Below are 22,762 nucleotides of genomic sequence, written 5' to 3'. Positions count from 1 at the left end.
CGCAACGCGAGCGGCCTACGTGAGGGAGGCGAGGAGTTCCCGGTAGGTCGTCTCCCCGCGGAGGATCGACGCTCGCGGCCGCGTCGCGGCGTACGCGGCCACGCGGTCGTAGGCGTCAGACAGCTCGGCTTCGGTGAGCGGCGCGGCCGTCTCGACTTCCGACGGACCGCGGCCGGCGAAACGTCGCCGTGTCTCCTCGCGGCCGGGCAGGAGCACGATCTCGTGGAAGCTCGCGCCGGTCTCGACGGCCAGCGCTTCAAGCCGTTCGGCGAACCCCGGCCGGGCCGGCGGCCAACTACCGCGGGCGGTTGTCCACAGCTACCGACGATTGTGGACAACCGGGCGTGCACCGGCCGCAAAAGCCCGAACTGTCGCCGTCCACCGATAAACTGGACACGGGGCAGCCCCCCAGGAGAGGGCGGGGGTGGGCCACCGCGCCAAAGCCGAGCCTCGATGGGCGGCCTGCCGGGCACTAGCGCACCGGCGGCAGGAAACCGATTCGCTGGTACGTCTTGGCCAGCGTCTTCGACGCTACGTCGCGGGCGCGCTCCGCGCCCGCCGCGAGGACCTTGTCCAGCTCCGCGACATCGTCCAAATAGGACTTCGCGCGCTCCTGGATCGGGGTCACCCACTCGACGAACACTTCGCCGAGGTCCTTCTTCAGGTCGCCGTAGCCCTTGCCTTCGTACGCCGCTTCGAGGTCCGCGATCGTCCGGTCGGTCAGCGCCGAGTAGATGGTCAGCAGGTTCGAGACGCCCGCCTTGTTCTCGGCGTCGAACTTGACCTCGCGGCCTGTGTCGGTGACCGCCGAGCGGATCTTCTTCGCCGAGCGCTTCGGGTCGTCGAGCAGCTCCACGATGCCGTTGACGCTGGAGGCCGACTTGCTCATCTTGGCCGTCGGGTCCTGGAGGTCGTAGATCTTCGCCGTGTCCTTGATGATGTACGGCTCGGGTACGACGAACGTCTTGCCCAGCCGGTTGTTGAAGCGCTGCGCGAGGTCGCGGGTGAGCTCCAGGTGCTGGCGCTGGTCCTCGCCGACCGGGACGGCGTCCGCGCGGTAGAGCAGGATGTCCGCGGCCTGCAGGATCGGGTAGGTGAAGAGGCCGACGCTGGAGCGGTCGGAGCCCTGCTTCGCGGACTTGTCCTTGAACTGCGTCATCCGGCCGGCCTCGCCGAAGCCGGTCTGGCATTCGAGGACCCAGCTCAGCTGGGCGTGCTCCGGGACGTGGCTCTGCACGAACAGGGCGCTGCGCTGCGGGTCGATGCCGATGGCGAGCAGCTGGGCGGCCGAGACGCGGGTGCGCTGCCGCAGCACCTTCGGGTCCTGCTCGACGGTGATGGCGTGCAGGTCGACCACGCAGTAGAAGGGCTCGTGCGTGTCCTGCAGCCGCACCCACTGGCGCAACGCACCGAGGTAGTTGCCGAGGTGGAACGAGTCGGCGGTGGGCTGGATCCCGGACAGGACCCGCGGACGGCGTTCAGCGGCGACGGTCTGCTCTTCGGACACGCCAGGATTCTTCCAGGCCGGGCGGCGCGGTGGGTGCGGAGGGGGCCCAAGCTGGGGATTCTTCCAACCTGCGCCGCACGGGAACCTGACTCGGGCCGCGACGGACGGCGCCGGCGGGAGGCCTGCTGACGTGCTTGGAGGGTCGGCTCGCGTGTCTGGAGGGTCGACTCGCGTGATTGGGGGGTCGACTCGCGTACCCGGAGGGTCGGCTACGTGCCTAGACGGTCGGCTCGCGTGACTGGAGAGTCGGCTCGCGTGTCTGGAGAGTCGGCTCGCGTGTCTGGAGAGTCGGCTCGCGTGTCTGGAGAGTCGACTCGCGTGATTGGGGGGTCGACTCGCGTACCCGGAGGGTCGGCTACGTGCCTAGACGGTCGGCTCGCGTGTCTGGAGAGTCGACTCGCGTGTCTGGAGGGTCGGCTACGTGCCTGGAGGGTCGGCTCGCGTACCTAGAGGGTCGGCTTACGTGCCTGGAGGGTCGGCTCGCGTGCCTGGAGGGTCGACTCGCGTGATTGAGAGGTCGACTCGCGTGACTGGGGGGTCGACTCGGTGGAGCGCAGGCGCGCCGGTGGGTCAGGCGTGCGGGCGCTGCGTGAGGAACGGGCGGGTCGGCGTGGCGTCGGGCTCGCCGAGGACCGCTTCGGCCATCGCCGTGACCGGGCCGGGAGCTTCCGGGACAGCCGGGGCGGCCTCGGCGACGCGGGACTTGCGGCGCTGGCGCAGCACACCGAGCGTCATGCCGACGATGCCGAGCGCGACCGCGACCAGCCCGACCGGGCCGAGCACGCCGAAGCTCTCCGCGCCGCTGTCCGTCTGCGCGGTCACGACGTCGGCGAACGCGTTCCCGCCGCCGGCCAGGAGCAGTGCGGCCGGGACGAGCGCGACCACCGCGACCGCGCGAAATCCGCGCAGCGTGGATCGCATCAGGCTTTGACCTGGGTTGCGCACCGGAGTGCCTCCCGCGAGTGACGAGCGCAGTGTCTTCACCCAAAGTCTCACCCATACGAGTGAGACGCTGCGTGCTACTGGTCAAAAAACTACCGAGCGTGTCAAGACCTGGTGGACTGACCAACTCGGGGGCCGAGAGTAGCGCCCAACCAGGAACACGGCCCGGGCGCCCCCACCGTTCACTCCGATCACCCAAGCGGGTGTTGCGGAAGGCGGAACGCTAGTACCGAGAGTAGAGCGTGACCGATCCGTGTCCGGCCGTTCGTCACCCGTTTACCCCAAGGCGGGCTCACCCTCTGCCATTCGTCGCAGTCAGGACTGCTCCGATCGCGGCCTCTTCCCCTCAGACCTGTTTCACTCGTTGGTGATTGGTCTATACCTCTTGGCGTAAACTCCGAAAGAAATTCACGGCTTGGTCGGACCGCGCACGACCGGCATGACACCAGAGGAGTCCCGCATGTCGATCCCCCGGTTCCTGAAGCGCGCCGGAGTGGCGGTGAGCGCACTCGCGGCCGCCGCCGGCACCATCGTGCTCCCCGCCACGACCGCTTCCGCCGCGCCCGATGCGTCGTTCGTCGTCAGCGAGGCCCAGTTCGACCAGATCTTCCCGGGCCGCAACAGCTTCTACACCTACAGCGGCCTGACCGACGCGCTGTCGGCCTACCCCGGCTTCGCCAACACCGGCGACGACACGGTGAAGAAGCAGGAAGCGGCGGCGTTCCTGGCGAACGTCAACCACGAGACCGGCGGCCTCGTCTACGTCGTCGAGCAGAACACCGCGAACTACCCGCACTACTGCGACGCCAGCCAGTCCTACGGCTGCCCCGCCGGCCAGGCCGCCTACTACGGCCGCGGCCCGATCCAGCTCAGCTGGAACTTCAACTACAAGGCCGCCGGTGACGCGCTCGGCATCGACCTGCTCAACAACCCGTACCAGGTCGAGCAGAACGCGGCCGTCGCGTGGAAAACCGGGCTCTGGTACTGGAACACCCAGAGCGGGCCGGGCACGATGACGCCGCACGACGCGATGGTCAACCAGCGCGGGTTCGGCGAGACGATCCGCAGCATCAACGGGTCCATCGAGTGCAACGGCGGCAACCCGGCGCAGGTGCAGAGCCGGATCGACAAGTACACCCAGATCACCGGGATCCTCGGCGTTCCGACGGGTGACAACCTCTCCTGCTGAGCCGGGCGCGGCGAGAAGGGCCTTCCCGGCACACCGCCGGGGAGGCCCTTTTTCGAGGTCAGGCCTGGGGATCGAGGTGGCCCAGGAGCTTGCGCAGGACGTCGTCGAGCAGCCCCAGGTCCTTCCCGGACAAGCCCGACAGCAGCTCGGAGACGTTCGCGGTATGCTCGGTCATCGCGGCGTCGACGGCGTCGAAACCCTGGTCCGTCAAGCGGATGCGGAAGCTGCGGCGGTCGTTCGGGTCCAGCGCGCGCTCGACGAACCCGGCCTTCTCCAACCGGTCGAGGCGGCTCGTCATGCCGGCACGGGACATCATCAGCGTCGCGGACAGCTCGGACGGGATCAGCGTGTAGGGCGTCCCGGACCGGCGCAGCGCCGCCAGGACGTCGAACTCACCGCGCTGCAGGCCGAACTTGCCGAACACGCGTTCCTGGGCCGGGCCGAGCACGAGCGCCAGCCGGCCCATCCGGCCGGCCACGCCGATGGCGGTCAGGTCGAGGTCGGGGCGTTCGCGGTGCCAGGCCGACACGACTGCGTCGACGGCGTCTTCGTCACTCACACGGCCACTCTATTCGACGCCAGCACTATTCGCCGCCTGATAGTTTGACAGCGAACTATCAGGCGTGGAACCATCACCGGCATGACGACACTGCTGGTACGCCACGACGAAGCCGAGCAGCTCGGCTCGACCCCCGACACGATGACCCTGCTCGCGGACGTCTCCCAGACCGGCGGGCACCTGAGCACGAACCGCGCTTCCCTGGGCCGCGGACGCGACGGCGCGACGCCGCACTTCCACACGTCGTCGGCGGAGATGTTCTTCATGCTGGACGGGGAGCTGGAGGTCCTGAACGGCGAAGACGTCGTGACGGTCCGGACCGGCGACATGCTGTTCGTGCCGCCGCACACGAACCACGCGTTCGGCGCGACGGCACGGTCGGGCGCGGACGTGCTGATCGTGTTCACGCCCGGCGTCGAGCGCTTCGAGTACTTCCGGATGATCGACCGGATCCGGCGCGGCGAGGCGTCGCCGGCGGAGATCCTGGCGTCGCAGGACCGCTACGACAACCACTTCGTGGACAGCGCGACCTGGCGCGCGGCCCGCGCGGCCTAGATGTCGTAGGTGGCGGTGACCGGCGCGTGGTCGGACCAGCGCTGGTCGTAGGCGGCAGCGCGTTCGACGACGACGTCGACGACCCTCTCGGCGAGGCCCGGGGTCGCGAGCTGGCAGTCGATGCGCCAGCCGGAGTCGTTGTCGAAGGCCTGGCCGCGGTAGGACCACCAGGTGTAGGGGCCGGGGCCTTCGGGGTCGAGGCGGCGCTGGACGTCGGTGTAGCCGGCCTCGGTGTAGACGCGGCCGAGCCAGGCGCGCTCCTCGGGGAGGAAGCCGGAGTTCTTGCGGTTGCCGCGCCAGTTCTTGAGGTCGACGGTGTCGTAGGCGATGTTCCAGTCCCCCACGACGACGACCTCTCGCCCGGCCGCGGCGGCCTTGGCCCGGAGCTCGGCGAGGTAGGGCAGGAACGCGGCCATGAAGCGTTCCTTTTCGTCCTGGCGCTCGGTGCCGACGTCCCCGCTGGGGAGGTAGAGGCTGGCGACGACGACGTCCGGCAGGTGGACTTCGAGGTAGCGGCCGCTGTCTTCGAACTCGGGTTCCCCGAAGCCGATCCGGACCTCTTCGGGCTCGGTGCGGCTGTAGACGGCGACGCCGTTGCGCCCCTTGACGGCGGAGGGGGCGTGCACCGAGAACCACCCTTCGGGCTCGACGACCGCAGCGGGGAGCTGCTCCGCCGTGGCGCGCACCTCCTGGCAGCAGACGACGTCCGCCTTCGTGGCGGCGAGCCACTCGACGAAGCCCTTCTTGGCGGCGGCGCGGAGGCCGTTGACGTTCACGGTGGAGACGGTCAGCACGGACTGCACGCTACCGGCCGGAACTCACGTGCTCGCCGGTGGCCGCTCTGCCAGACTGCCGGGCATGGGTGAGCTGACGGTTCTCGGGAGCTGCGGCGCGTTTCCCGAGCCCGGGCGGGCGTGTGCGGGGTTCCTGTTGTCGTACAACGGGTTCCGCGTCGTCCTCGACCTCGGGTACGGCGCGGCGTCGCGACTGTTCGCACACGGGCTGCCCGACGCCGTGGTGGTGACGCACGAGCACCCCGACCACTGCGCGGACGTGAGCGCGCTCGGGCGGGCGTGGCACTACACGGTCCAGGAGCCGCACGGGTCGTCGGCGCGGTTGCCGTTGCACTGCACGCCCGGCACGCTCCGGCGCTTGGAGGCGATGGAGCCGCGGCCGAACCCGGCGGAGCTGTTCGAGGTGCACGACCTCGGCGAGCCGGCCGAGGTCGGACCGTTCCGGCTCACGACCCACGAGCTGCCGCACTTCCTGCCGAACTTCGGCGTGCGGCTGACGGCCCCCGGGCTCACGGTGGCGTACACCGGGGACACGGGACCGTCGCCGGCACTGGCGGACCTCGGCCGGGACGCGGACCTGTTCATCTGCGACGCCACCCTCCGCACCCCACCGGCGGAGGGAGAGCCCCGGTTCTTGATGACCGCCGCGGAGGCGGGCCACTGGGCGGCCGAGGCCGGAGCGCGCCGGCTCATGCTGACCCACTTCTGGCCGGGCACCGACCGCGCGGCGGCCGCCGCCGAGGCACGCGCCGAGTTCGACGGCGAGGTGCTGGTCGCGGAAGAAGAATTGACCGTCGCGCTCTGACCCCGCACGGGCCGCACCTGCCCTGGCGAGGCCGGCGCTCGCCGTCTCGGCAGGTGCGGAGAACCTCGCCCTCGCGCTCTGACCCCCGTCCGAGCGCGTTCCCCTGGCTTCGTCCTCCGCCTCGTCGGCATCTCCGCCCGCGGAACTCCCCCTGGAGACCCCGCGGACACCGCCTCGGCGCACGCCGCATTCAGTTGTCGCCCGTCCCCGGACGTTGCCGCACCTCTCTCACCTGCGTATTCGGACCCGGCAAGTTCTATCAGCGACCACCGACAAAAACCGCGCCTTGACGAGCAAAGCTACTGCCATTAGCTTTAAAGCTATGCCAAGTAGCCAACCCGATGTCTCCTAGAGCGGGACTGACCACCGAAGCCGTGGTCGACCTGGCGCTCAAGATCGTCGACGAGTCCAGCACCGAAGCACTCACCCTCGCCAAGGTCGCCGAACGCGCCGGAGTCGCCGCGCCCTCGCTCTACAAGCACGTCAAAAGCCTCGCCGACCTGCGGCGGCTGATCGACCTCCGGGTCGTCCAGGAGATGGCCGACGCGCTGAGAACCGCCGCCACCGGCCGCGAAGGCGCGGCAGCGATCAGCGCGCTGGCCGACGCCTACCGCGCCTACCTGCTGCGCCACCCGCACCGCACCAACGCCCTGGCAACCGCTCCCGACGAGTCGGACGCCGAGCTCAGCCGGGCCACCCACGCCGTCGCCGAGGTCGTCTTCGCCGTGCTCAGGCCGTTCGGCTTCGACCACGTCCAAGCCGTGCACGCCACCCGCTGCATCCGTGCCGCGGTCCACGGCTTCGCCGGACTCGAAGCTTCCGGTGGCTTCGGGCGCCCCGAAGACGTCGGCCAAAGCTTCGAAGTCCTCAAAACCATGCTCGTCCAAGGCCTCACGAACTACGCGGAGAAACCATGAGCTTCATCCTCGCTGTCCTCCTCTTCACCGTCGGGCTCGGTGTGCTCGACGCCCGCTTCCCCTGGACGGAGGCCCGCAGATGATCGCCGGGCACTTCGGGCTCGCGGCCGCCGTCAAGGCGGGCCGGCCGGCCATTCCCGTCTGGACGCTCATGCTCGCCACCGCCTGGCTCGACGTCGTCTTCGTGCCGCTGTACCTCAGCGGCATCGAGACGGTCGACGGTGAGGGCTACGGCGGCGGCGTCATCCACGCCGACTACACGCACTCGCTAGTCGGCGCGCTCGTCCTCGCCGCCCTCTTCGGTGCGGTCGCGAGCCACTGGCTCGGCCGCGAAGTGGGGCTCATCCTCGGCGGCGTGGTGTTCTCGCACTGGCTGCTCGACCTCGTCGTGCACCGCGCCGACCTGCCGATCCTGCCCGGCAACGCCGGCGACCTGCCCACGTTCGGCTTCGGGCTCTGGCGGCTGCCCGCCGTCTCGGCCGTCGTCGAACTGCTGATGCTGGTGATCGGCATCGGCCTCTACTGGCGCGCCGCCGCGAAGCGCGACCCGAAGCGCGCCCGCACGCTGGGCCTGTCGGCCGCGGCGTTCGGCGTCGTCACGCTCGCGGCCGACCTGCTCGGCGTGTGAGAACTCAGCAGGCGGACCCGGCGACCGGCTCGGTGAACGCGGCGGCCACCCACTTGTCGTCGGCCACCTTCCGGAAGCCGTTCTGCACGCCCGGCAGCGCGTCGAACTGGGCGTCGCGCAGGTACTTGCCGACGACCTTCGCGTTGCCGTCGGCCGTCTCGCGGGCGTTGAGGACGTCCGCGGTCACGGTCACCTTGCAGCCGGTGGCCGAAGCTCCCGAAGCCTGCTTGTCCGTGTTCATCACGTAGACGATGACGACCAGGACGATGGCGCCCAAGATGATCAGAGTCTTCTTCGACATGCCTTCCTCCAACCGCGTGCCCGTCCCCCCGCCAAGGGTAGGCAATCCTTTACCCGGACCGACAGCGCCGGACGCAGCAACCACCCGGAGGCGCCAGTCCGCATGACCGGACGTGACACGCTGTGAACACACGAAGGCCCCCTTCCCGGCAAATCGGGAAGGGGGCCTTCGAAAAAGCGGCTCAGCCCTGGGCGATCTTCTTCGCCAGGTTGTCGTCCAGCGTCGCGAGGAACTCCTCGGTCGACTGGAACGGCTGGTCCTTGCTGATCAGCAGCGCCAGGTCCTTCGTCATCTGACCGCTCTCGACGGTCTCGACGACGACCTCTTCGAGCTTGTTCGCGAAACCGATCAGCTCCTGGTTGCCGTCCAGCTTGCCGCGGTGCTCGAGACCCCGGGTCCACGCGTAGATCGACGCGATCGGGTTCGTCGAGGTCGGCTTGCCCTGCTGGTGCTGGCGGTAGTGCCGGGTAACCGTGCCGTGCGCGGCCTCGGCCTCGACGGTCCGGCCGTCCGGCGTGCGCAGCACCGACGTCATCAGGCCGAGCGAGCCGAAGCCCTGCGCGACCGTGTCGGACTGGACGTCACCGTCGTAGTTCTTGCACGCCCAGACGTAGCCGCCCTCCCACTTCATCGCCGCGGCGACCATGTCGTCGATCAGGCGGTGCTCGTAGGAGATGCCCTTGGCGTCGAAGTCGCCCTTGAACTCGTTCTGGAAGATCTCCTCGAACACGTCCTTGAACTGGCCGTCGTAGGCCTTGAGGATGGTGTTCTTGGTGGAGAGGTACACCGGGAGCCCGCGGTCGAGGCCGTACTGCAGCGAGGCGCGCGCGAAGTCTTCGATGGACTTCTTGAAGTTGTACATCCCCATCGCGACGCCGCCGCCCTCGGGGAACTTCGCGACCTCGAACTCCATCGGCTCGGAGCCGTCGTCCGGGGTGTAGCTGATGGTCAGCGTGCCCGGGCCGGGGACCTTGAAGTTGGTCGCCTTGTACTGGTCGCCGTGGGCGTGGCGGCCGATGATGATCGGCTTCGTCCACGTCGGCACCAGCCGCGGGATGTTCTGGATGACGATCGGCTCGCGGAAGATCACGCCGCCGAGGATGTTGCGGATCGTCCCGTTCGGGGACAGCCACATCTTCTTGAGGCCGAACTCTTCGACGCGGGCCTCGTCGGGGGTGATCGTGGCGCACTTGACGCCCACGCCGTGCTTCTTGATCGCGTTCGCGGAGTCGACCGTGACCTGGTCGTCGGTGCGGTCCCGCTCCTCGATGCCCAGGTCGTAGTAGTCCAGGTTCACGTCCAGGTACGGGTGGATCAGCTTGTCCTTGATGAACTGCCAGATGATGCGGGTCATCTCATCGCCGTCGAGTTCGACGACGGTGCCCTGGACCTTGATCTTGGCCATGAGCAGCGGTGCTCCTTCCGCGGATCTTCGCGTTACTTCGATACGTCTCGCCGGTAGCGGTACAAGCGTACTGCTTGACCGTCCTGGATGGTTCCAGTAGTGGCCGGTATCAAGTCTCCCCCGGCCGATTGTGGTCAGGGTCACCGGGCACGACCTGCCGTTAGGCCGATCCGACCGCTCATCGAGCGAGCGTCGCGCTTCCGGGTGAACCAGGGCACGATGCCATCCGTGAACTCATCATGCGGGAGGTGACGGCCATGTCGACCCATCGGTACGCCGAGTACGAAGAAGACGACTACGAAGACTACGACGAAACGGCGGAAGCGCTCGACGAACGGCCGCGCCGCGGGATCGCCCACCTGGTCAGCGCGCTGGGCGGGCTGCTGCTCACCCCGGTCGCGCTGGGCCTGCTGAGCTGGGGCGGGCTGCGTCAGCAACAGCTGATCCAGGCGACGCTGAGCACCAACCGCGACCCGCTGGGCATCGCGCTGCTGGCCGGCGGGGCGATCCTGCTGCTGGTCGTCGCGTCGCTCGGCGCGCTGTCGGCGGTCGGCCCGATCCTGGGCGGGCTGATCTACGGCGTGCTGCCCGGGGTCGCGGCGATGGCCGTGCCCGACTGGGGCTTCCGGCTGGTGAACCTCATGCCGAAGAGTGACATCGCGTACGGCGTCATGGACTTCCTGTTCATCGGCGGCCTGCTCGGCGTGGGCTTCCTGCTGGTCGGCAGCGGGCTGGCCAACGCGCTGGTGCGGCGGCGCCGGGAGGCCTGAACCACGCCGGTGGGATCATCGGCCGATGGGTTTGTTCACCGTCGCGGAGGCACGCGACGAACTGGCGAAGCTGCGGCCGGTCCTCGACGAACTGGTGCGCGTCCGGGCCGACGCGGCCGAGCTCGCGGCGTCATTGCGCCCGGGCGGGAGGGCGACCGAGCTGGGCGGGCTGCCCGAGTGGAAGGCCGCGCAGGCCCGGCTCGACGACCTGATGACGACGGTCCAGCACACCGGCGCCGAGCTCAAGGGGTTCGCGCCGCTGCTGGTCGACTTCCCGGCCGAGCTCGACGGCACCGACGTGCTGCTGTGCTGGCTCGAAGGTGACCCCGAGCTGGGCTGGTACCACCGCACCGACCTGGGCTTCGCGGGACGCCGGCCGCTGAAAACCACTGGTCGGCCCGGCTAGGTTGGGTCCGTGGACCACGAATCGCGAGCTGCCCTTTTCGACGGCACGGCCGAGCACTACGACGAAGACACCTTCCACGCCCAGGTGGCGGACGCGCTGGTCGCGCCCCTGCCGCCCGAGCCGGGGCTCGTGCTGGACGTCGCCACGGGGACGGGCTTCGCCGCCTACGCGGCGTTGCGGCTGAAGCCGGAGCGCGTGCTGGCCGTCGACCTTTCGCCGGCGATGGTCGCGAAGGCTTCGGCGAAGGCCGCATCGCTGGATCCTTCGGGGCTGATCACGTGGCAGGTCGGGCCGGCGGTGCCGATGCCTTCGCCGGACGGGTCCGCCGACGTCGTGCTGTGCGCGTCCTCGCTGCACTTCCTCGGGGCGGTCGCGTTCGCCGACTGGCTGCGGGTGCTTCGCCCCGGTGGACAGCTGGCGTTCTCGATCGTGTCGGGCGCGCGGTTCCGGCCTTCGGGGGCGTTCGCGGAGTTCGTGCCGAGGGACATCACGTTCCCGACCGACGACGCCGAGGCGGCGGCTTTGGCTTCGTCAGCCGGGTTCGTCGACGCTTCGGCGCGGACGTTCACGGCCGAGCGCGGGGACCGGGTGAGCAGCGTCTTCGTGGTGCACGCGACGGCCCCGTGATGGTCTCAGCGGTGCAGCGATGCGCCCTTGAGGATCTTGTCCACCGCGTTCTTCGGGCCGTGCACCGCCAGGCCCGCCAGCGCCAGCTTCTCCCCCGGCACCGCGCGGACCGCCGCCCGGTTGTCGATGTCGTTGCCCGTGTGGAACAGCTCGTCGGTGAAGATCGAGAACCGGAGGCCGCGGCCCAGCGCGCGGGTGTGCGCCGCCGTCAGGACGTCCGCCGTGCCCGAGAAGACCATCACCGGCTGGCCGAACATCGGCAGGTACTCCGTGTCGTCGGCGTCGAGGTACGGATCGCCCATCAGCTCCGGCGTCACGTGGGCGATTCCGCTCACCAGGAACGCGGTGACGTTGAGCCGCTGCCAGGACGCCAGGTCCTCGCGCAGCAGGACGGCGATCTTCGTGTCGAAAGAAGTCATGCCGGAAAGACTCCGCCGCCGGTCACCGCCGCGTCTTGTACGTTCTTGACATGGCGCACGTCGCGGCTTGGCGGCCGGCGGTCCCGGGGATCGCCGAGGTCTTCCACGCGCACTTCATCACGCACGCCTACCCGCTGCACACGCACGACACGTGGACGCTGCTGATCGTCGACGACGGCGTCATCCGCTACGACCTCGACCGCCACCACCACGGCGCCCTCGGCCCGGCCGTGACGCTGCTGCCGCCGAACGTCGCGCACGACGGGCGCGCCGCGACCAGCCACGGCTTCCGCAAGCGCGTGCTCTACCTGGACACGTCGGTACTGGGCGAGGACCTCATCGGCGCGGCGGTCGACCAGCCGAGCGTCGCGGACGGGCTGCTGCGCACCCGGATCCACCAGCTGCACGCGTCCCTGGCCGAGCCGGGCGACGCGCTCGAGGCCGAAAGCCGGCTCGCGCTCGTCGCCGAGCGGCTGCGCACCCACCTGGGCCAGCCGGCGTCCCATGAGCCGAAGCGGGGGCTCGCCGAGAACCTGCGGGACATCCTCGACGCGAGGCTGCCCGAAGCGCTGACGCTGGCCGAAGCGGCCGAGACGCTGGGCGCGCACCCGGCGCACCTCGTCCGCTGCTTCGGGGCCCGGTTCGGCCTGCCGCCGCACCGCTACCTGACGGGCCGCCGCGTCGACCACGCGCGCCGGCTGCTGCTCGACGGGGCGCCGGCCGCCGAAGTGGCGGTCACCGCCGGGTTCACCGACCAGGCCCACCTGACCCGGCACTTCAAGCGCTACCTGGGCACGACGCCGGCGCGGTACTCGAAGGCTCGTTGACCTGCCGGGCGCTTGTGTCAAGATGACCGCATGCTGCGTGAACTGCACCTGACCGGCGAACCGGTCGCCGACAAGCTGCTCAACGACGACCCGTTCGCCCTGCTCGTCGGGATGCTCCTCGACCAGCAGTTCCCGATGGAGCACGCGTTCGCCGGCCCGCGCAAGATCGCCGACCGGATGGACGGCTTCTCCCTGGCGAAGATCGCCGCGACCGACGTCGAGACGTTCGTCGAGATGTGCGTCGTGCCGCCCGCCATCCACCGCTACGGCGGCTCGATGGCCCGCCGCGTCCACGCGCTCGCGCAGCACATCATCGAGAACTACGACGGCCGCACCGAGGGCCTCTGGCTCGACGGCCGCCCGAAGCCTGACGGCCCGGAGGTCCTGAAGCGGCTGCGGGCGTTGCCGGGGTTCGGCGAGCAGAAGGCGAAGATCTTCCTGGCCCTGCTGGGCAAGCAGCGCGGCATCACCCCGAAGGGCTGGCGCGAAGCGGCCGGGGCGTACGGGGACCGCGGATCCCGGCGGTCCATCGCCGACGTCACGAGCGCCGAGACGCTCGCCCAGGTCCGCGCGTTCAAGAAGGCCGCCAAGGCCGCGGCCGCCTCGAGCTAGCGCACCAGGATCCTCAGCGCGCCGAGCGGCTCCGCGCCGTGGGCCAGCGCGACTTCCAGCGTGTCGCCGTGTTCGTAGCCGACGACCGGGACGTCCGGGAACGCGGCCGCCACCGCCGCGACCGCTCCGGGCCAGCCCTCGTCCGGGCCCGAGAAGTTCGACAGCCCGACCACGCCGTCGCCGCGATGGGCCACGACCCCGTTCCCGCCGCGGGACAGCAGCGCCACCGAGAGCCCCAGCGGCGAAGCGGTGCGCTGCCAGCCGGGCTCGGGAACGCCCCGGCCGCACGAGATCCACGTCGCCTCGAACAGCACCGAGAAGCCCGGCAGCTCCAGCGTCGCGAAACTGTCCTTCACCGAGCAGCCGGCCGAGCCGTCGACGAACGGGAGGACGTCGACGGCCGTGGCGGCGGGGTCGAGCGTCACCGCGTCCGGGTAGTACTCCGGCGTGCGCGTGCGGCTGGTCCACGCGAGCGGGCCGAACCGCCCGCCGCAGACCAGGTCGCACCAGGCCGCGTTCTCCGCAACCGCTAGTTCCGGGCGAACCACAGCACGTCCGGCTCGCCGCGGGGGACCTCGACTGGGACCTCGCGCACGTCCCCGAAGTGCGCACGAAGACGCGCGGCGAACGCCGGAGCCACGCCGGCGCTCCACACCGCCAGCACGCCGCCCGGGTTCAGCAGCTCGGCCAGCCGCGCCAGCCCGGCGTCGGAGTACAGGTGCGCGTTGCCTTCCGTGACTGTCCACTCAGGACCGTTGTCGACGTCGAGGCACAGTGCGTCGAACCGCTCGGACGTCCGGAAAAGCCACGAAACGAGATCAGCCGGAACCACCCGAACCCGGGGGTCGGCGAGCGCGTCCGCGTGCACTGTCCGAAGTGGACCCGAGCGGTTCCAGGCGATCACCGCCGGCTCGCGTTCCACCACCACGACGGACGCCGCTCCCGCGTCGAGCGCCGCGCGGAGGGAGAACCCCACGCCCAGGCCGCCGATCAGCACGCTCGCCCCCGGGGACAGGGCACCGGTCACCAGGAGGCGCTCGGATTCGCCGTTGCGCGTGTCCATCAGGAAGACGCCGTTCTCGATCACTTCGAACGCTTCGCCGTCGCTGCGCAGGACCAGTTCGCCGCCCCGGCCCCGGACCGTCTCCACCACCTCGACCACCGTCCGACCTTCTCACAGCAGTCCAGCGAGTTTGTACAGAACGAGGCTCCCTGCCACGGCGACGTTGAGACTTGCTCCGGTGCCCACCATCGGGATTTCGACGACGGTGTCCAGCAGGTCGAGGGCCTCCGGCGGGATGCCGATCTGCTCGTGGCCGAGCACGGCGATCGTGCGGCCGCGGGCGGCCGGGAGGTCCGCCAGCCGCACCGCTTCCTCCGCCAGCTCGACGCCGACCACCCGCGTGCCGGCCGCCCGTTCGCGGGCCAGCCAGCCCGGCGGATCGTGCACCCAGTGCACGCATGCCGGGCGCCGCAACGTGTTTCCGCGCCGCAACGCCTCGGGCACCCACGGGAACCGCGGCACCGCGAGGCACGCGCCGACCGCGTCGCAGGTGCGCAGGAGCGTGCCGAGGTTCGCGCCGTGCAACGGCCAGAGCGGGGCGGCCACCAGGTGGCCCCAACAGGAATGTGCGGTGGTGCGCCGGGACTTCCGCAGCTCGCGGGGCGTGCGGACCCGGACCGCGGGGCTCACCGGCGCCGAGGCGCGGCGCCTCCGATTTCTGTGCTCATGCCCGGATTCTAACCCGTTCGCCGGGACCGCGGAACGATCCGCGCTCCTACCCTGGACCCGGAGGTGCCGTCATGCACGCAGGAGTGGGAGACGAAATCCAGGTACACGGCCGTACCGTCGGATCGGCGGAACAGCGCGGTGAAATCCTCGAAGTCCGCGGGCCCGACGGCGCCCCGCCCTACCTGGTGCGGTTCGCCGACGGGCACGAGGCACTCGTCTTCCCGGGCCCGGACTGCGAAGTCCAGGCGCGCGCCGACTAGACGGTGATCTCTTCCCGCGGCGCGCGGACCCGGCCCCACGCGGTCCCGATGAGCACCAGCGCCACCAGGGTCAGGGCCGCCGCGACCTCGGGCAGCACCAGCGGCCCGGCGGACGTCAGCACCGCGCCCCCGACCACACCGGACAGGCCGACGCCGAGGTAGATCGCCGACGCGTTGAGCGAGAGCACCAGACCCGCGTGGCCCGGGGCCAGCTCGATCAGGCGGTGCTGCACCGGCGGGCTGAACGACCACGTCGCCACGCCCCACACGAACAGCGTGATGCCGGCCGCGATCGGCGTCGTCGTCGCGATCGGCAGCAGCGCCAGCACGACGGTGATCCCGGCCGTCACGACGAGCAGCGGCGCGCGTGAACCCCAGCGGTCGGCCGCCCGGCCACCGGCGAAGTTGCCGACCGCGCCGCCGACGCCGTAGCAGAAGAGCAGCACCGTGACCGCCGTGCCGTGGACGCCCGCGGTCGCGGCCAGCAGCGGGGACACGAACGTGTAGACCATGAACGCGGCGAGGCACCCGAGGACCGTCACGGCCAGCATGACGAGCACGCGCGGGTCGCGGCCGGCGGCGAACCGCTCGGCCAGGGTGACCCGCGGCGGCGCGGCGACCGACGGCAGCGCCATCCGCACGGCCAGCGCGCTCGCCAGCGAGAACGCGGCGACCAGCGCGAACGCCGTCCGGTAGCCGAGGTGCTGCGAAATGAGGCTGCCCAGCGGCACGCCGAAGATGAGCGCGACGGTCAGCCCGCCGAACACGAGCGCGATCGCGCGGCCCCGGCGTTCCGGGGCGGTCAGCTGTGCCGCGACGGCGCTCGCCGCCGGGGTGAACACCGCGGCGCCGACCGCGGTCACCACCCGGGCCAGCAGGAGGGTGCCGTAGCCGGGCGCGAGCGCCGCGAACAGGTTGCCGGCGGCGGTGACGACGAGCGCGGCGACCAGCAGCGTCCGGCGCTCCCAGGTGCCGGTGACGGCGGCGAAGATCGGCGAGCCGACCGCGTACGCGATGGCGAAGGCCGTGACGAGCTGCGCCGCGGCGGTGGCCGAGACGTGCAGCTCACCGGTCAGCGCGGGCAGCAGCCCGGCGACGATGTAGCCGCTGGTCCCGACGCCGAACGCGCCGAAGGCCAGCACCGAGATCCTCGAGGACGAGGGTGTGGACATGGGTGGGTCCCCCAAGCGAGCGAGCTATTGGTTCGATGAACGTCGTAGTTCGACAACAACCGTACTACGCGGGTCCGACAATTTCGATCGGCGTCGTACAATGGACGCATGGCCAAGACCGCCGCGCTGCCGCCGATCGTCCACCCGGCACAGGACGAGATCACCGTCGAAGGCGTGCTCCGCGCGCTGGCCGACCCGGTGCGGCTGGGCATCGTCCGCCAGCTCGCGGCGGCGGACCGCGAGCTCGCGTGCGGCGCGCTGACCGTGCCGGTGACGAAGTCCACAATCACCCACCACCTGAGCATCCTGCGCCAGGCCGGCGTCGTGACCGGCCGCCAGGAGGGGACGACCCGGTTCAACTCGTTGCGCCGCAACGACCTCGACGCGCTGTTCCCCGGCCTGCTGGACGGCGTCCTGGCCGCTCCGCGCTGATCATCGCGTTACGGTGTGGATCGTCACCCGTTATCGGGATGACAACGCACCCCTTCCCTTGTTGGACTGTGCTGAGGACAGCCCACGGCGCTGGGGCCGCATGGCTGTCTTCTTTTGTGTCCGCGAACTGAACCGATCCAGTACCTGAGACCGGAACGGCCAAGTAATCGTTTACCCACCTTGGAAGGAGTGCCGTGCCCGTCGCGCTGCTCGCGCTCGCCATCGGAGCTTTCGGCATCGGGACCACCGAGTTCGTCATGATGGGCGTGCTGCCCCAGGCGGCCGCCGACTTCGGCGTCGACATCCCGACCGCCGGCTACCTCATCTCCGGTTACGCCCTCGGCGTCGTCATCGGCGCCCCGCTGCTCACCGCGGTCGCCGTCCGGCTGCCGCGCAAGACCATGCTGCTGGCCATGATGGGCCTGTTCACGCTGGGCAACGTCCTGTTCGCGCTCTCGCCGAACCAGGAGTTCGGCGTCGCGTTCCGGTTCCTGGCCGGCCTGCCGCACGGCGCGTTCTTCGGCGCCGGCGCGGTCGTCGCCTCCAGCCTCGTCGGCCCCGGCCAGCGCGCCAAGGCCGTGTCCATGATGTTCCTCGGCTTGACCCTGGCCAACGTCATCGGCGTGCCGCTGGGCACGCTCCTGGGCCAGCAGGTCGGCTGGCGCGCCACCTTCGGCGTCGTCGCTGTGATCGGCCTGGTCGCCGCGGCGGCCATCGCGAAGCTGGTGCCCCACCAGGGCCGCCCCGCGGAGGCCTCGCTACGCAACGAGCTCGGCGCGTTCAAGCGGCCGCAGGTGCACCTCGCGCTGGCGATCGTCACGTTCGGGCTGGGCGGCGTGTTCGCCTGCCTGAGCTACATCACGCCGATGCTGACCGACGTCGCCGGCTACTCGCCGTCGAACGTCACCCTGCTGCTGTCCCTGGCCGGCGTCGGCATGACGATCGGCAACCTGCTCGGCGGCCGCCTGGCCGACCGCGCGCTGATGCCGGGCCTGTACGCCGCGCTGCTGTCGCTGGCCTGCGTGCTGGGCATCTTCACGATCACGGCGCAGGGCAAGGTCGGCGCGGCGATCACGATCTTCTTCGTCGGCGTCGCCGGCTTCATGATCGGCCCGATGATGCAGGCGCGGATCATGGAGAAGGCGGGCGGCACACCGTCCCTGGTGTCGGCCGCGGTGCAGTCGGCGTTCAACATCGCCAACTCGATCGGTGCGTACCTCGGCGGCCTGGTGATCGCGGGCGGCCTCGGCCTGGTCGCCCCCAACTGGGTCGGCGCGCTCTTGGCCGTCTTCGGGCTCTCGCTCGCGATCGTCTCGGGCACTTTGGACCGTCGCGAGGCCAAGGCCGAACGACGTGAGCTCGCGATGGCGTCCTGACCCACTCCGAAACCAGACCCCATCGCCGCCGTGCCCCATGCGGCGCCTACCTCGACGGCCTGGTGATCGCGGGCGGCCTCGGCCTCGTCGCCCCCAACTGGGTCGGCGCGCTCTTGGCCGTCTTCGGGCTCTCGCTCGCGATCGTCTCGGGCACTTTGGACCGTCGCGAGGCCAAGGCCGAACGACGTGAGCTCGCGATGGCGTCCTGACCCACTCCGAAACCAGACCCCATCGCCGCCGTGCCCCATGCGGCGCCTACCTCGACGGCCTGGTGATCGCGGGCGGCCTCGGCCTCGTCGCCCCCAACTGGGTCGGCGCGCTCTTGGCCGTCTTCGGACTCTCGCTCGCGATCGTCTCGGGCACTTTGGACCGTCGCGAGGCCAAGGCCGAACGGCGTGAGCTCGCGATGGCGTCCTAAGAGGAGCTGAACGGGCCGCCGATGATCGTCAAGGCCACGTAGAGCACGGCCGCCGCGAGGCCGGCGTACGTCACGATGTCGACGACCTTGCCGCGGATCGCCAAGAGCCCGGCCCGCTCCGTCGGCAGCACCGCCCGCAGCACCCCGGCGAGGAGGAGCGCGACGCCGATCAGCGCCGTGCCCTCCCGCCAGTGGTACTGGACGATCCGCACCGCGGCCACGGCCACCACCAGCAGCACCACCGTGAACGGGAGCTGGGCGAACCGGGCCCGCCGGCTCCGGCGGTCGTGGACGTCCCGCCGGTCCTCGGTCATGGTCATCGGCCCTGGACCGAGCGTTCCGCCGCCTCGACGACGTTGCTCACGAGCATCGCCCGGGTCATCGGGCCGACGCCGCCGGGGTTCGGCGAAATCCAGCCGGCGATCTCGGCCACGTCCGGGTGAACATCGCCGGTGAGCTTGCCGTCCACGTGGGACACGCCGACGTCGAGCACCGCGGCGCCCGGCTTGACCATGTCCGGCGTGATGATGCCGGGCACGCCGGCCGCGGCGACCACGATGTCCGCGCGGCGGACCTCGGCGGCCAGGTCGCGGGTGCCGGTGTGGCAGAGGGTGACCGTGGCGTTCTCGCTGCGGCGGGTCAGCAGCAGGCCCAGCGTCCGGCCGACGGTGATGCCGCGGCCGACGACGGTGACCTGCGCGCCGTTCAGCTCGACGCCGTGGCGCTTGAGCAGCTCGATGATCCCGTACGGCGTGCACGGCAGCGCGCCCCGCTGGCCGAGCACCAGCCGGCCGAGGCTGACCGGGGCGAGACCGTCGGCGTCCTTCTCCGGGTCGATGCGCTCGAGCACGCGGTTCGCGTCGAGGTGCTTCGGCAGCGGCAGCTGGACGAGGTAGCCGTGGCACGCCGGGTCGGCGTTCAGCTCGTCGATGACGGCCTCGAGCTTCTCCTGGGTGATGTCGGCCGGCAGGTCGCGGCGGATCGAGTTGATCCCGATCTTGGCGCTGTCGGCGTGCTTCATCCGCACGTAGGAGTGCGACCCCGGGTCGTCGCCGACCAGGACGGTGCCCAGGCCCGGCGTCACCCCCTTCGCGGCCAGCGCCGCGACGCGCGGTTCGAGCTCCGCGAAAATGGCGTTCTTGGTGGCCTTGCCGTCGAGAATCTTCGCCGTCACGACGCCCATTCTGGCAAAGCGGCCCCCGCGCGTCGCTTCCAGGCGCGGGTGGTCGCAGCCCGTAGAGTGATCGTCACCCCACACGGTCCACTCGCGACGCTGCCCGCGATCAAGCTGTGATCTACCGCACGTCGCATCACGCGAGGTCAGACCGTGTGCGGCCGGGTCGCCGAGCGGCAAAACCCACATGCGGGGTGCACACGCGCGCGCGAACAGTCAAAATGTCTCCGTGGCACAACCGACGACGCAGCTGAACGCGACCGAGCAGGACACCCTGGTCAAGCAGATCGGACTTGCCCTGCTCCGTGCCGCCCCGCGCGACTGGCGCAAGGTCTCCGCGGAGTACCGAGCCGTCGGGAGGTACCACGAGCTGACCGGCGAGATCGTCACCGAAGACGGCACGGTGCACGACTGGCTCGCCACCCACGACATCGCGACCCTCTTCGGGAGGCTGCGCGGGGGCATGTACCGCGACGGCCGCGGAACGTGGTTCAACGCGCGCTACCAGCTCGACCATCCGTCCAGCTACAACCTCGAATACAACCGTGACGAGCCGGTGTGGAACCTCGCGCCGCCGCCACAGGCCTATTCGGACGAGCTGCGGATGTTCCCGCGCACCGAGGAGAACGTGCCCGAGTGGCTGATCCGGCGGATGTCCGGGCTCGGCCCGGAGCAGCCCGGGCCGCACTTCCGGATCGCCCGGATCTTCGACACGATCGGCCCCGCCGGCCGCCCGGTGATCAACCGGCCCGACCTCGAGGTCGAGGAGCAGGACCGCCTGCTGGAGTACCTCGACCACGCGCCGCTGGTCGTCACCGAGCGCGGCTACGACATCGACCGGCTGGCCGCGACGCCCGAGGCCACCGTCCCGGTCGCCTTCCACAGCGACGGCCAGTGGATCTGGCCCGCCGCTGTGAACTTCTACCTGCGCAAGTACGGCGTTTCGCCGGAGTCCGACCTGGTCGAGCACGTCCGGGCGGTCGGCTTCAAGCTGCCCCCGGTCGACGAGCCGACGCTGCAGGCCGCCGGCGCGTACCTGACCCGGGGCAACCAGCCGCCCCCGCAGCAGCGCCCGGCCGGGCCGCCGCCGCAGGGCCCGCCGCCCCAGCAGCAGCCGCCCGCGGGACCGCCGCCGACCATGGTCGCGCCGGCACTGCCGGTCGCGCCGCCGCCGCCCCAGCAGCACCCGGAGCCGCCCGCGCCGGTCGAGCCGGCGGTGCACGCCCCCGAGCCGGAGGCACCGGCCGAGGAGCACGCCTACGCCGAAGAGACCGAGTTCGCCGAAGAGGGCTACGACGACCAGGAGTTCGACGACCGCTTCGCCGAGGAGGACTCCTACGGCGAGGAGCAGTACCCCGAGCACGCCACGGGCTCGAACGGCACGTCGCCGGAGCCGGGCCGGGTGCCCGACCTCGAGGAGACCGCGGAGTACGTCCCCGACCAGCCGATCGGGCACGAGGACGAGCCGCGCGAGCCGGTCGCGGGCCAAACCCCGCACGACGGCGTGGAGTTCCCCGAGCCGGCCGCGCACCGCGAGGACGACGCACACCCCGCGTTCGACGCCGGTGCCCGGATCGACGACGAGCCCGCGCACGCGGCCTTCCAGCCGGATCAGCTGCTGGACGACGAGCCTGCCCACCCGGCCTTCCCGGGTCAGGACGAGCCGGCCCACGCGGCCTTCCCGGGTCAGCCCCGGGCGGACGAGCCGGTCCGCGGCGGGTTCCAGCCGCCGGAGCGCCCCGCGTTCGACCCCGGTCCGCCGACCATGATCACCCAGCCCGAGGTGCCCGGCGTGCTGCCGGTGCCGGAGCCGCCGGCGCCCCAGCCCCCGCCCGCCGAGCCGCCCGCCGCGCCCCGCTCGGGCCGCCGCGCGCTGCGCCGCGAGACCCCGGACCACCCGGTGCTCGCCGGCCTGCAGAGCAAGCTGGACGAGCTCGAGGTGCCCGAAAGCGGCTACAAGCTGGGCGAGCCCGCCGAGCTCGGGTGGAGCGTCGAGCAGGTCGACGACGGCTGGCGCGTCGGCTGGTACGACGGCAAGCTCAGCAACCCCGCGGTGTTCGGCGACGCCGAGGACGCGGCCGCGTTCATGCTCGGCAAGCTGCTGCTCAACCCGGAGGGCCACGTGCCCGACGAGCCGCCCGCCCCCGAGCCGGAACCCGAACCCGAGCCGGAACCGGTGCCGCAGCGGGTCGTCGCGACGCTGTCGCCGGAGGTCGCGACCGGGTCGTACCCGGTCCGCAAGCCGGAGCCGGTGCCCGCCCAGGAGCAGACGGCGTTTACGAGCGCCGAGGAGCTGTTCGGCGACCTGGAGGACGACGAGCCGCCGACGCCGGTGCGTCAGCCCGCCCCGCCCGCGCCGGTCCCGGCCGGACCGCCGCCGATGGACCGGCAGCAGGCCGGTCCGCCGCCCGCGGCCCCCGCGCCGCCCCGGCGTGAGCCGCCGTCGGCGCCGACCGTCCTGGCGGCCCCGGTGCCGCCGCAGGGTGCCCCGATGATCCCGCCGGGCACCTCACCCGCACCGCAGCGCCGTGAGGAGCCGGCCCGCCCGGCCGTCAACGGCGGGGGTGGCGGTGGCCAGCAGCAGTGGCCGATCGGGCCGATGGCCGGTGAGCCGCCGCTGACGCTGTTCCGCGGCAAGGAGCTGCGCGAGCTGCCCGCGGGCAGCGAGCTGGACCGCTTCGGCGGCCCGACCGGAAACCTGACGTACGCGGCGGGCACGCCGTTCGCCGAGCGGTCACTGGTGCCCGAGTGGGTGAACCGGCCGTACCACGTCTACCGGGTGCAGCGGCCGCTCGAGGCGCTGGCCGGCGTCGCGATCCCGTGGTTCAACCAGCCGGGCGGCGGGTCGGCGTACCTGCTCCCGGCGTCGATCGAGGAGCTCCTCGCCGAGGGCGACCTGATCGAGCTCGATCCGGGCGAACCCCCGATCGACTGA

The 22,762-nt window shown here is 71.1% G+C and carries 28 protein-coding genes and 2 pseudogenes; 16 read left to right on the top strand and 14 right to left on the bottom strand.

What is annotated here, in order from left to right:
- Positions 1-15: 15 nt before the first annotated feature.
- The 3 genes from AB0C38_RS22055 to AB0C38_RS22045 form a co-directional block, all read right to left on the bottom strand.
- Positions 16-216 carry a hypothetical protein gene (locus tag AB0C38_RS22055; protein ID WP_360676158.1) on the bottom strand — a complete coding sequence of 67 codons (201 nt, stop codon included), beginning with the start codon at positions 214-216 and terminating at the stop codon, positions 16-18.
- A 256-nt stretch (positions 217-472) separates the two neighbouring features.
- Positions 473-1,507: a tryptophan--tRNA ligase gene (gene trpS, locus AB0C38_RS22050; protein ID WP_360676155.1), complete on the bottom strand. Its 1,035-nt coding sequence runs from the start codon at positions 1,505-1,507 to the stop codon at positions 473-475.
- Between the two features lie 570 nt (positions 1,508-2,077).
- A complete protein-coding gene (locus AB0C38_RS22045) occupies positions 2,078-2,428 on the bottom strand; it encodes a hypothetical protein (protein WP_360676152.1) in 351 nt (116 codons plus the stop codon).
- 481 nt (positions 2,429-2,909) lie between these two features.
- On the opposite strand from AB0C38_RS22045, the gene AB0C38_RS22040 reads away from it, so the two are divergent.
- The gene (locus AB0C38_RS22040; RefSeq protein ID WP_360676148.1) at positions 2,910-3,638 is read left to right on the top strand and encodes a chitinase; all 729 of its coding nucleotides are present in this window, start codon (positions 2,910-2,912) and stop codon (positions 3,636-3,638) included.
- Positions 3,639-3,696: 58 nt separating this feature from the next.
- Here the strand turns inward: AB0C38_RS22040 and AB0C38_RS22035 are convergent, their stop codons facing one another.
- A complete protein-coding gene (locus AB0C38_RS22035) occupies positions 3,697-4,197 on the bottom strand; it encodes a MarR family transcriptional regulator (protein ID WP_360676145.1) in 501 nt (166 codons plus the stop codon).
- 81 nt (positions 4,198-4,278) lie between these two features.
- Between AB0C38_RS22035 and AB0C38_RS22030 the strand changes: the two genes are divergently transcribed.
- Positions 4,279-4,752: a cupin domain-containing protein gene (locus AB0C38_RS22030; RefSeq protein ID WP_360676142.1), complete on the top strand. Its 474-nt coding sequence runs from the start codon at positions 4,279-4,281 to the stop codon at positions 4,750-4,752.
- Here AB0C38_RS22030 and AB0C38_RS22025 read toward each other — a convergent pair.
- Positions 4,749-5,555 (bottom strand): exodeoxyribonuclease III, encoded by an 807-nt coding sequence (locus AB0C38_RS22025; protein WP_360676139.1) that lies wholly within the window; start codon positions 5,553-5,555, stop codon positions 4,749-4,751. The genes AB0C38_RS22030 and AB0C38_RS22025 overlap by 4 nt on opposite strands.
- Before the next feature lie 55 nt (positions 5,556-5,610).
- Between AB0C38_RS22025 and AB0C38_RS22020 the strand changes: the two genes are divergently transcribed.
- From AB0C38_RS22020 to AB0C38_RS22010, 3 genes are all read left to right on the top strand, one after another.
- The gene (locus AB0C38_RS22020) at positions 5,611-6,351 is read left to right on the top strand and encodes an MBL fold metallo-hydrolase (protein WP_360676136.1); all 741 of its coding nucleotides are present in this window, start codon (positions 5,611-5,613) and stop codon (positions 6,349-6,351) included.
- A 341-nt stretch (positions 6,352-6,692) separates the two neighbouring features.
- Positions 6,693-7,268: a TetR/AcrR family transcriptional regulator gene (locus tag AB0C38_RS22015; protein ID WP_360676133.1), complete on the top strand. Its 576-nt coding sequence runs from the start codon at positions 6,693-6,695 to the stop codon at positions 7,266-7,268.
- A gap of 79 nt (positions 7,269-7,347) precedes the next feature.
- Positions 7,348-7,896, top strand: a complete 549-nt coding sequence (locus AB0C38_RS22010; RefSeq protein WP_360676129.1) for a permease — start codon at positions 7,348-7,350, stop codon at positions 7,894-7,896.
- Positions 7,897-7,900: 4 nt separating this feature from the next.
- Here AB0C38_RS22010 and AB0C38_RS22005 read toward each other — a convergent pair whose 3' ends face one another.
- The gene (locus AB0C38_RS22005) at positions 7,901-8,197 is read right to left on the bottom strand and encodes an SH3 domain-containing protein (protein WP_360676126.1); all 297 of its coding nucleotides are present in this window, start codon (positions 8,195-8,197) and stop codon (positions 7,901-7,903) included.
- Positions 8,198-8,378: 181 nt separating this feature from the next.
- The gene (locus tag AB0C38_RS22000; protein ID WP_360676123.1) at positions 8,379-9,602 is read right to left on the bottom strand and encodes an NADP-dependent isocitrate dehydrogenase; all 1,224 of its coding nucleotides are present in this window, start codon (positions 9,600-9,602) and stop codon (positions 8,379-8,381) included.
- A gap of 257 nt (positions 9,603-9,859) precedes the next feature.
- Here AB0C38_RS22000 and AB0C38_RS21995 point away from each other — a divergent pair, with 257 nt between their 5' ends.
- The 3 genes from AB0C38_RS21995 to AB0C38_RS21985 are packed head-to-tail and all read left to right on the top strand — an operon-like array spanning position 9,860 to position 11,405.
- Entirely contained in the window at positions 9,860-10,372 is a 513-nt protein-coding gene (locus AB0C38_RS21995) for a hypothetical protein (RefSeq protein ID WP_360676120.1), read from the top strand.
- A gap of 25 nt (positions 10,373-10,397) precedes the next feature.
- Positions 10,398-10,778 carry a DUF2203 domain-containing protein gene (locus AB0C38_RS21990; protein WP_360676117.1) on the top strand — a complete coding sequence of 127 codons (381 nt, stop codon included), beginning with the start codon at positions 10,398-10,400 and terminating at the stop codon, positions 10,776-10,778.
- Positions 10,779-10,787: 9 nt separating this feature from the next.
- Positions 10,788-11,405: a class I SAM-dependent methyltransferase gene (locus tag AB0C38_RS21985; protein WP_360676115.1), complete on the top strand. Its 618-nt coding sequence runs from the start codon at positions 10,788-10,790 to the stop codon at positions 11,403-11,405.
- A 5-nt stretch (positions 11,406-11,410) separates the two neighbouring features.
- On the opposite strand, the gene AB0C38_RS21980 is transcribed toward AB0C38_RS21985, so the two are convergent.
- A complete protein-coding gene (locus tag AB0C38_RS21980) occupies positions 11,411-11,824 on the bottom strand; it encodes a DUF2000 domain-containing protein (RefSeq protein WP_360676113.1) in 414 nt (137 codons plus the stop codon).
- Between the two features lie 50 nt (positions 11,825-11,874).
- Here AB0C38_RS21980 and AB0C38_RS21975 point away from each other — a divergent pair, with 50 nt between their 5' ends.
- Together AB0C38_RS21975 and AB0C38_RS21970 are read left to right on the top strand one after the other, a co-directional pair.
- Positions 11,875-12,651, top strand: coding sequence for an AraC family transcriptional regulator (locus tag AB0C38_RS21975; RefSeq protein WP_360676110.1), 777 nt, complete (start codon positions 11,875-11,877; stop codon positions 12,649-12,651).
- A 30-nt stretch (positions 12,652-12,681) separates the two neighbouring features.
- The gene (locus AB0C38_RS21970) at positions 12,682-13,263 is read left to right on the top strand and encodes an HhH-GPD-type base excision DNA repair protein (RefSeq protein WP_360676107.1); all 582 of its coding nucleotides are present in this window, start codon (positions 12,682-12,684) and stop codon (positions 13,261-13,263) included.
- On the opposite strand, the gene AB0C38_RS21965 is transcribed toward AB0C38_RS21970, so the two are convergent.
- The 3 genes from AB0C38_RS21965 to AB0C38_RS21955 are packed head-to-tail and all read right to left on the bottom strand — an operon-like array spanning position 13,260 to position 14,956.
- A complete protein-coding gene (locus AB0C38_RS21965; protein ID WP_360676104.1) occupies positions 13,260-13,811 on the bottom strand; it encodes a hypothetical protein in 552 nt (183 codons plus the stop codon). The two genes, AB0C38_RS21970 and AB0C38_RS21965, sit on opposite strands and share 4 nt — an antisense overlap.
- Positions 13,793-14,425 (bottom strand): spermidine synthase, encoded by a 633-nt coding sequence (locus AB0C38_RS21960; protein ID WP_360676101.1) that lies wholly within the window; start codon positions 14,423-14,425, stop codon positions 13,793-13,795. Before AB0C38_RS21960 ends, AB0C38_RS21965 begins: the two co-directional genes overlap by 19 nt.
- Before the next feature lie 12 nt (positions 14,426-14,437).
- Positions 14,438-14,956: a TrmH family RNA methyltransferase gene (locus tag AB0C38_RS21955; RefSeq protein ID WP_360676098.1), complete on the bottom strand. Its 519-nt coding sequence runs from the start codon at positions 14,954-14,956 to the stop codon at positions 14,438-14,440.
- A gap of 110 nt (positions 14,957-15,066) precedes the next feature.
- On the opposite strand from AB0C38_RS21955, the gene AB0C38_RS21950 reads away from it, so the two are divergent.
- On the top strand, positions 15,067-15,255 hold the full coding sequence (locus tag AB0C38_RS21950; RefSeq protein WP_360676095.1) for a DUF1918 domain-containing protein: 189 nt from the start codon (positions 15,067-15,069) through the stop codon (positions 15,253-15,255).
- On the opposite strand, the gene AB0C38_RS21945 is transcribed toward AB0C38_RS21950, so the two are convergent.
- Positions 15,252-16,427 (bottom strand): MFS transporter, encoded by a 1,176-nt coding sequence (locus tag AB0C38_RS21945; RefSeq protein ID WP_360676092.1) that lies wholly within the window; start codon positions 16,425-16,427, stop codon positions 15,252-15,254. The genes AB0C38_RS21950 and AB0C38_RS21945 overlap by 4 nt on opposite strands.
- Positions 16,428-16,535: 108 nt before the next feature.
- Between AB0C38_RS21945 and AB0C38_RS21940 the strand changes: the two genes are divergently transcribed.
- The 4 genes and pseudogenes from AB0C38_RS21940 to AB0C38_RS21925 all read left to right on the top strand — a co-directional run.
- Complete coding sequence (locus AB0C38_RS21940; protein ID WP_360676089.1) at positions 16,536-16,859, top strand: metalloregulator ArsR/SmtB family transcription factor; 324 nt, start codon at positions 16,536-16,538, stop codon at positions 16,857-16,859.
- A 194-nt stretch (positions 16,860-17,053) separates the two neighbouring features.
- On the top strand, positions 17,054-18,235 hold the full coding sequence (locus AB0C38_RS21935) for an MFS transporter (RefSeq protein ID WP_360676086.1): 1,182 nt from the start codon (positions 17,054-17,056) through the stop codon (positions 18,233-18,235).
- A gap of 41 nt (positions 18,236-18,276) precedes the next feature.
- Positions 18,277-18,444, top strand: a pseudogene (locus AB0C38_RS21930) (MFS transporter); the annotation flags it as partial.
- A 41-nt stretch (positions 18,445-18,485) separates the two neighbouring features.
- A pseudogene (locus AB0C38_RS21925) lies at positions 18,486-18,653 on the top strand (MFS transporter); the annotation flags it as partial.
- Here AB0C38_RS21925 and AB0C38_RS21920 read toward each other — a convergent pair.
- Both AB0C38_RS21920 and AB0C38_RS21915 read right to left on the bottom strand, forming a co-directional pair.
- On the bottom strand, positions 18,650-18,973 hold the full coding sequence (locus AB0C38_RS21920) for a DUF3017 domain-containing protein (protein WP_360676083.1): 324 nt from the start codon (positions 18,971-18,973) through the stop codon (positions 18,650-18,652). The pseudogene AB0C38_RS21925 and the gene AB0C38_RS21920 sit on opposite strands and share 4 nt — an antisense overlap.
- A complete protein-coding gene (locus tag AB0C38_RS21915) occupies positions 18,970-19,827 on the bottom strand; it encodes a bifunctional methylenetetrahydrofolate dehydrogenase/methenyltetrahydrofolate cyclohydrolase (protein WP_360676080.1) in 858 nt (285 codons plus the stop codon). The genes AB0C38_RS21920 and AB0C38_RS21915 overlap by 4 nt, the downstream gene beginning before the upstream one ends.
- A gap of 187 nt (positions 19,828-20,014) precedes the next feature.
- Between AB0C38_RS21915 and AB0C38_RS21910 the strand changes: the two genes are divergently transcribed.
- Entirely contained in the window at positions 20,015-22,762 is a 2,748-nt protein-coding gene (locus tag AB0C38_RS21910) for a glycohydrolase toxin TNT-related protein (protein WP_360676078.1), read from the top strand.

The organism is Amycolatopsis sp. NPDC048633, from assembly GCF_040650695.1.
GTDB lineage: Bacteria > Actinomycetota > Actinomycetes > Mycobacteriales > Pseudonocardiaceae > Amycolatopsis.
Note: the sequence above shows the minus strand (reverse complement) of the source record. Positions and strands in the feature narration are given on the sequence as shown.

Bases quoted from the DNA above. Each gene is read 5' to 3' on its own strand.
- AB0C38_RS22030 (WP_360676142.1), top strand. From the start codon at position 4,279: ATGACGACACTGCTGGTACGCCACGACGAAGCCGAGCAGCTCGGCTCG.
- AB0C38_RS21980 (WP_360676113.1), bottom strand. From the start codon at position 11,824: ATGACTTCTTTCGACACGAAGATCGCCGTCCTGCTGCGCGAGGACCTG.
- AB0C38_RS21910 (WP_360676078.1), top strand. From the start codon at position 20,015: ATGCGGGGTGCACACGCGCGCGCGAACAGTCAAAATGTCTCCGTGGCA.
- AB0C38_RS22040 (WP_360676148.1), top strand. From the start codon at position 2,910: ATGTCGATCCCCCGGTTCCTGAAGCGCGCCGGAGTGGCGGTGAGCGCA.
- AB0C38_RS22045 (WP_360676152.1), bottom strand. From the start codon at position 2,428: ATGCGATCCACGCTGCGCGGATTTCGCGCGGTCGCGGTGGTCGCGCTC.
- AB0C38_RS21990 (WP_360676117.1), top strand. From the start codon at position 10,398: ATGGGTTTGTTCACCGTCGCGGAGGCACGCGACGAACTGGCGAAGCTG.
- AB0C38_RS21945 (WP_360676092.1), bottom strand. From the start codon at position 16,427: ATGTCCACACCCTCGTCCTCGAGGATCTCGGTGCTGGCCTTCGGCGCG.
- AB0C38_RS21920 (WP_360676083.1), bottom strand. From the start codon at position 18,973: ATGACCATGACCGAGGACCGGCGGGACGTCCACGACCGCCGGAGCCGG.
- AB0C38_RS22010 (WP_360676129.1), top strand. From the start codon at position 7,348: ATGATCGCCGGGCACTTCGGGCTCGCGGCCGCCGTCAAGGCGGGCCGG.
- AB0C38_RS21950 (WP_360676095.1), top strand. From the start codon at position 15,067: ATGCACGCAGGAGTGGGAGACGAAATCCAGGTACACGGCCGTACCGTC.
- AB0C38_RS22015 (WP_360676133.1), top strand. From the start codon at position 6,693: ATGTCTCCTAGAGCGGGACTGACCACCGAAGCCGTGGTCGACCTGGCG.
- AB0C38_RS22000 (WP_360676123.1), bottom strand. From the start codon at position 9,602: ATGGCCAAGATCAAGGTCCAGGGCACCGTCGTCGAACTCGACGGCGAT.
- AB0C38_RS21940 (WP_360676089.1), top strand. From the start codon at position 16,536: ATGGCCAAGACCGCCGCGCTGCCGCCGATCGTCCACCCGGCACAGGAC.
- AB0C38_RS22005 (WP_360676126.1), bottom strand. From the start codon at position 8,197: ATGTCGAAGAAGACTCTGATCATCTTGGGCGCCATCGTCCTGGTCGTC.
- AB0C38_RS21975 (WP_360676110.1), top strand. From the start codon at position 11,875: ATGGCGCACGTCGCGGCTTGGCGGCCGGCGGTCCCGGGGATCGCCGAG.
- AB0C38_RS21970 (WP_360676107.1), top strand. From the start codon at position 12,682: ATGCTGCGTGAACTGCACCTGACCGGCGAACCGGTCGCCGACAAGCTG.
- AB0C38_RS21995 (WP_360676120.1), top strand. From the start codon at position 9,860: ATGTCGACCCATCGGTACGCCGAGTACGAAGAAGACGACTACGAAGAC.
- AB0C38_RS22020 (WP_360676136.1), top strand. From the start codon at position 5,611: ATGGGTGAGCTGACGGTTCTCGGGAGCTGCGGCGCGTTTCCCGAGCCC.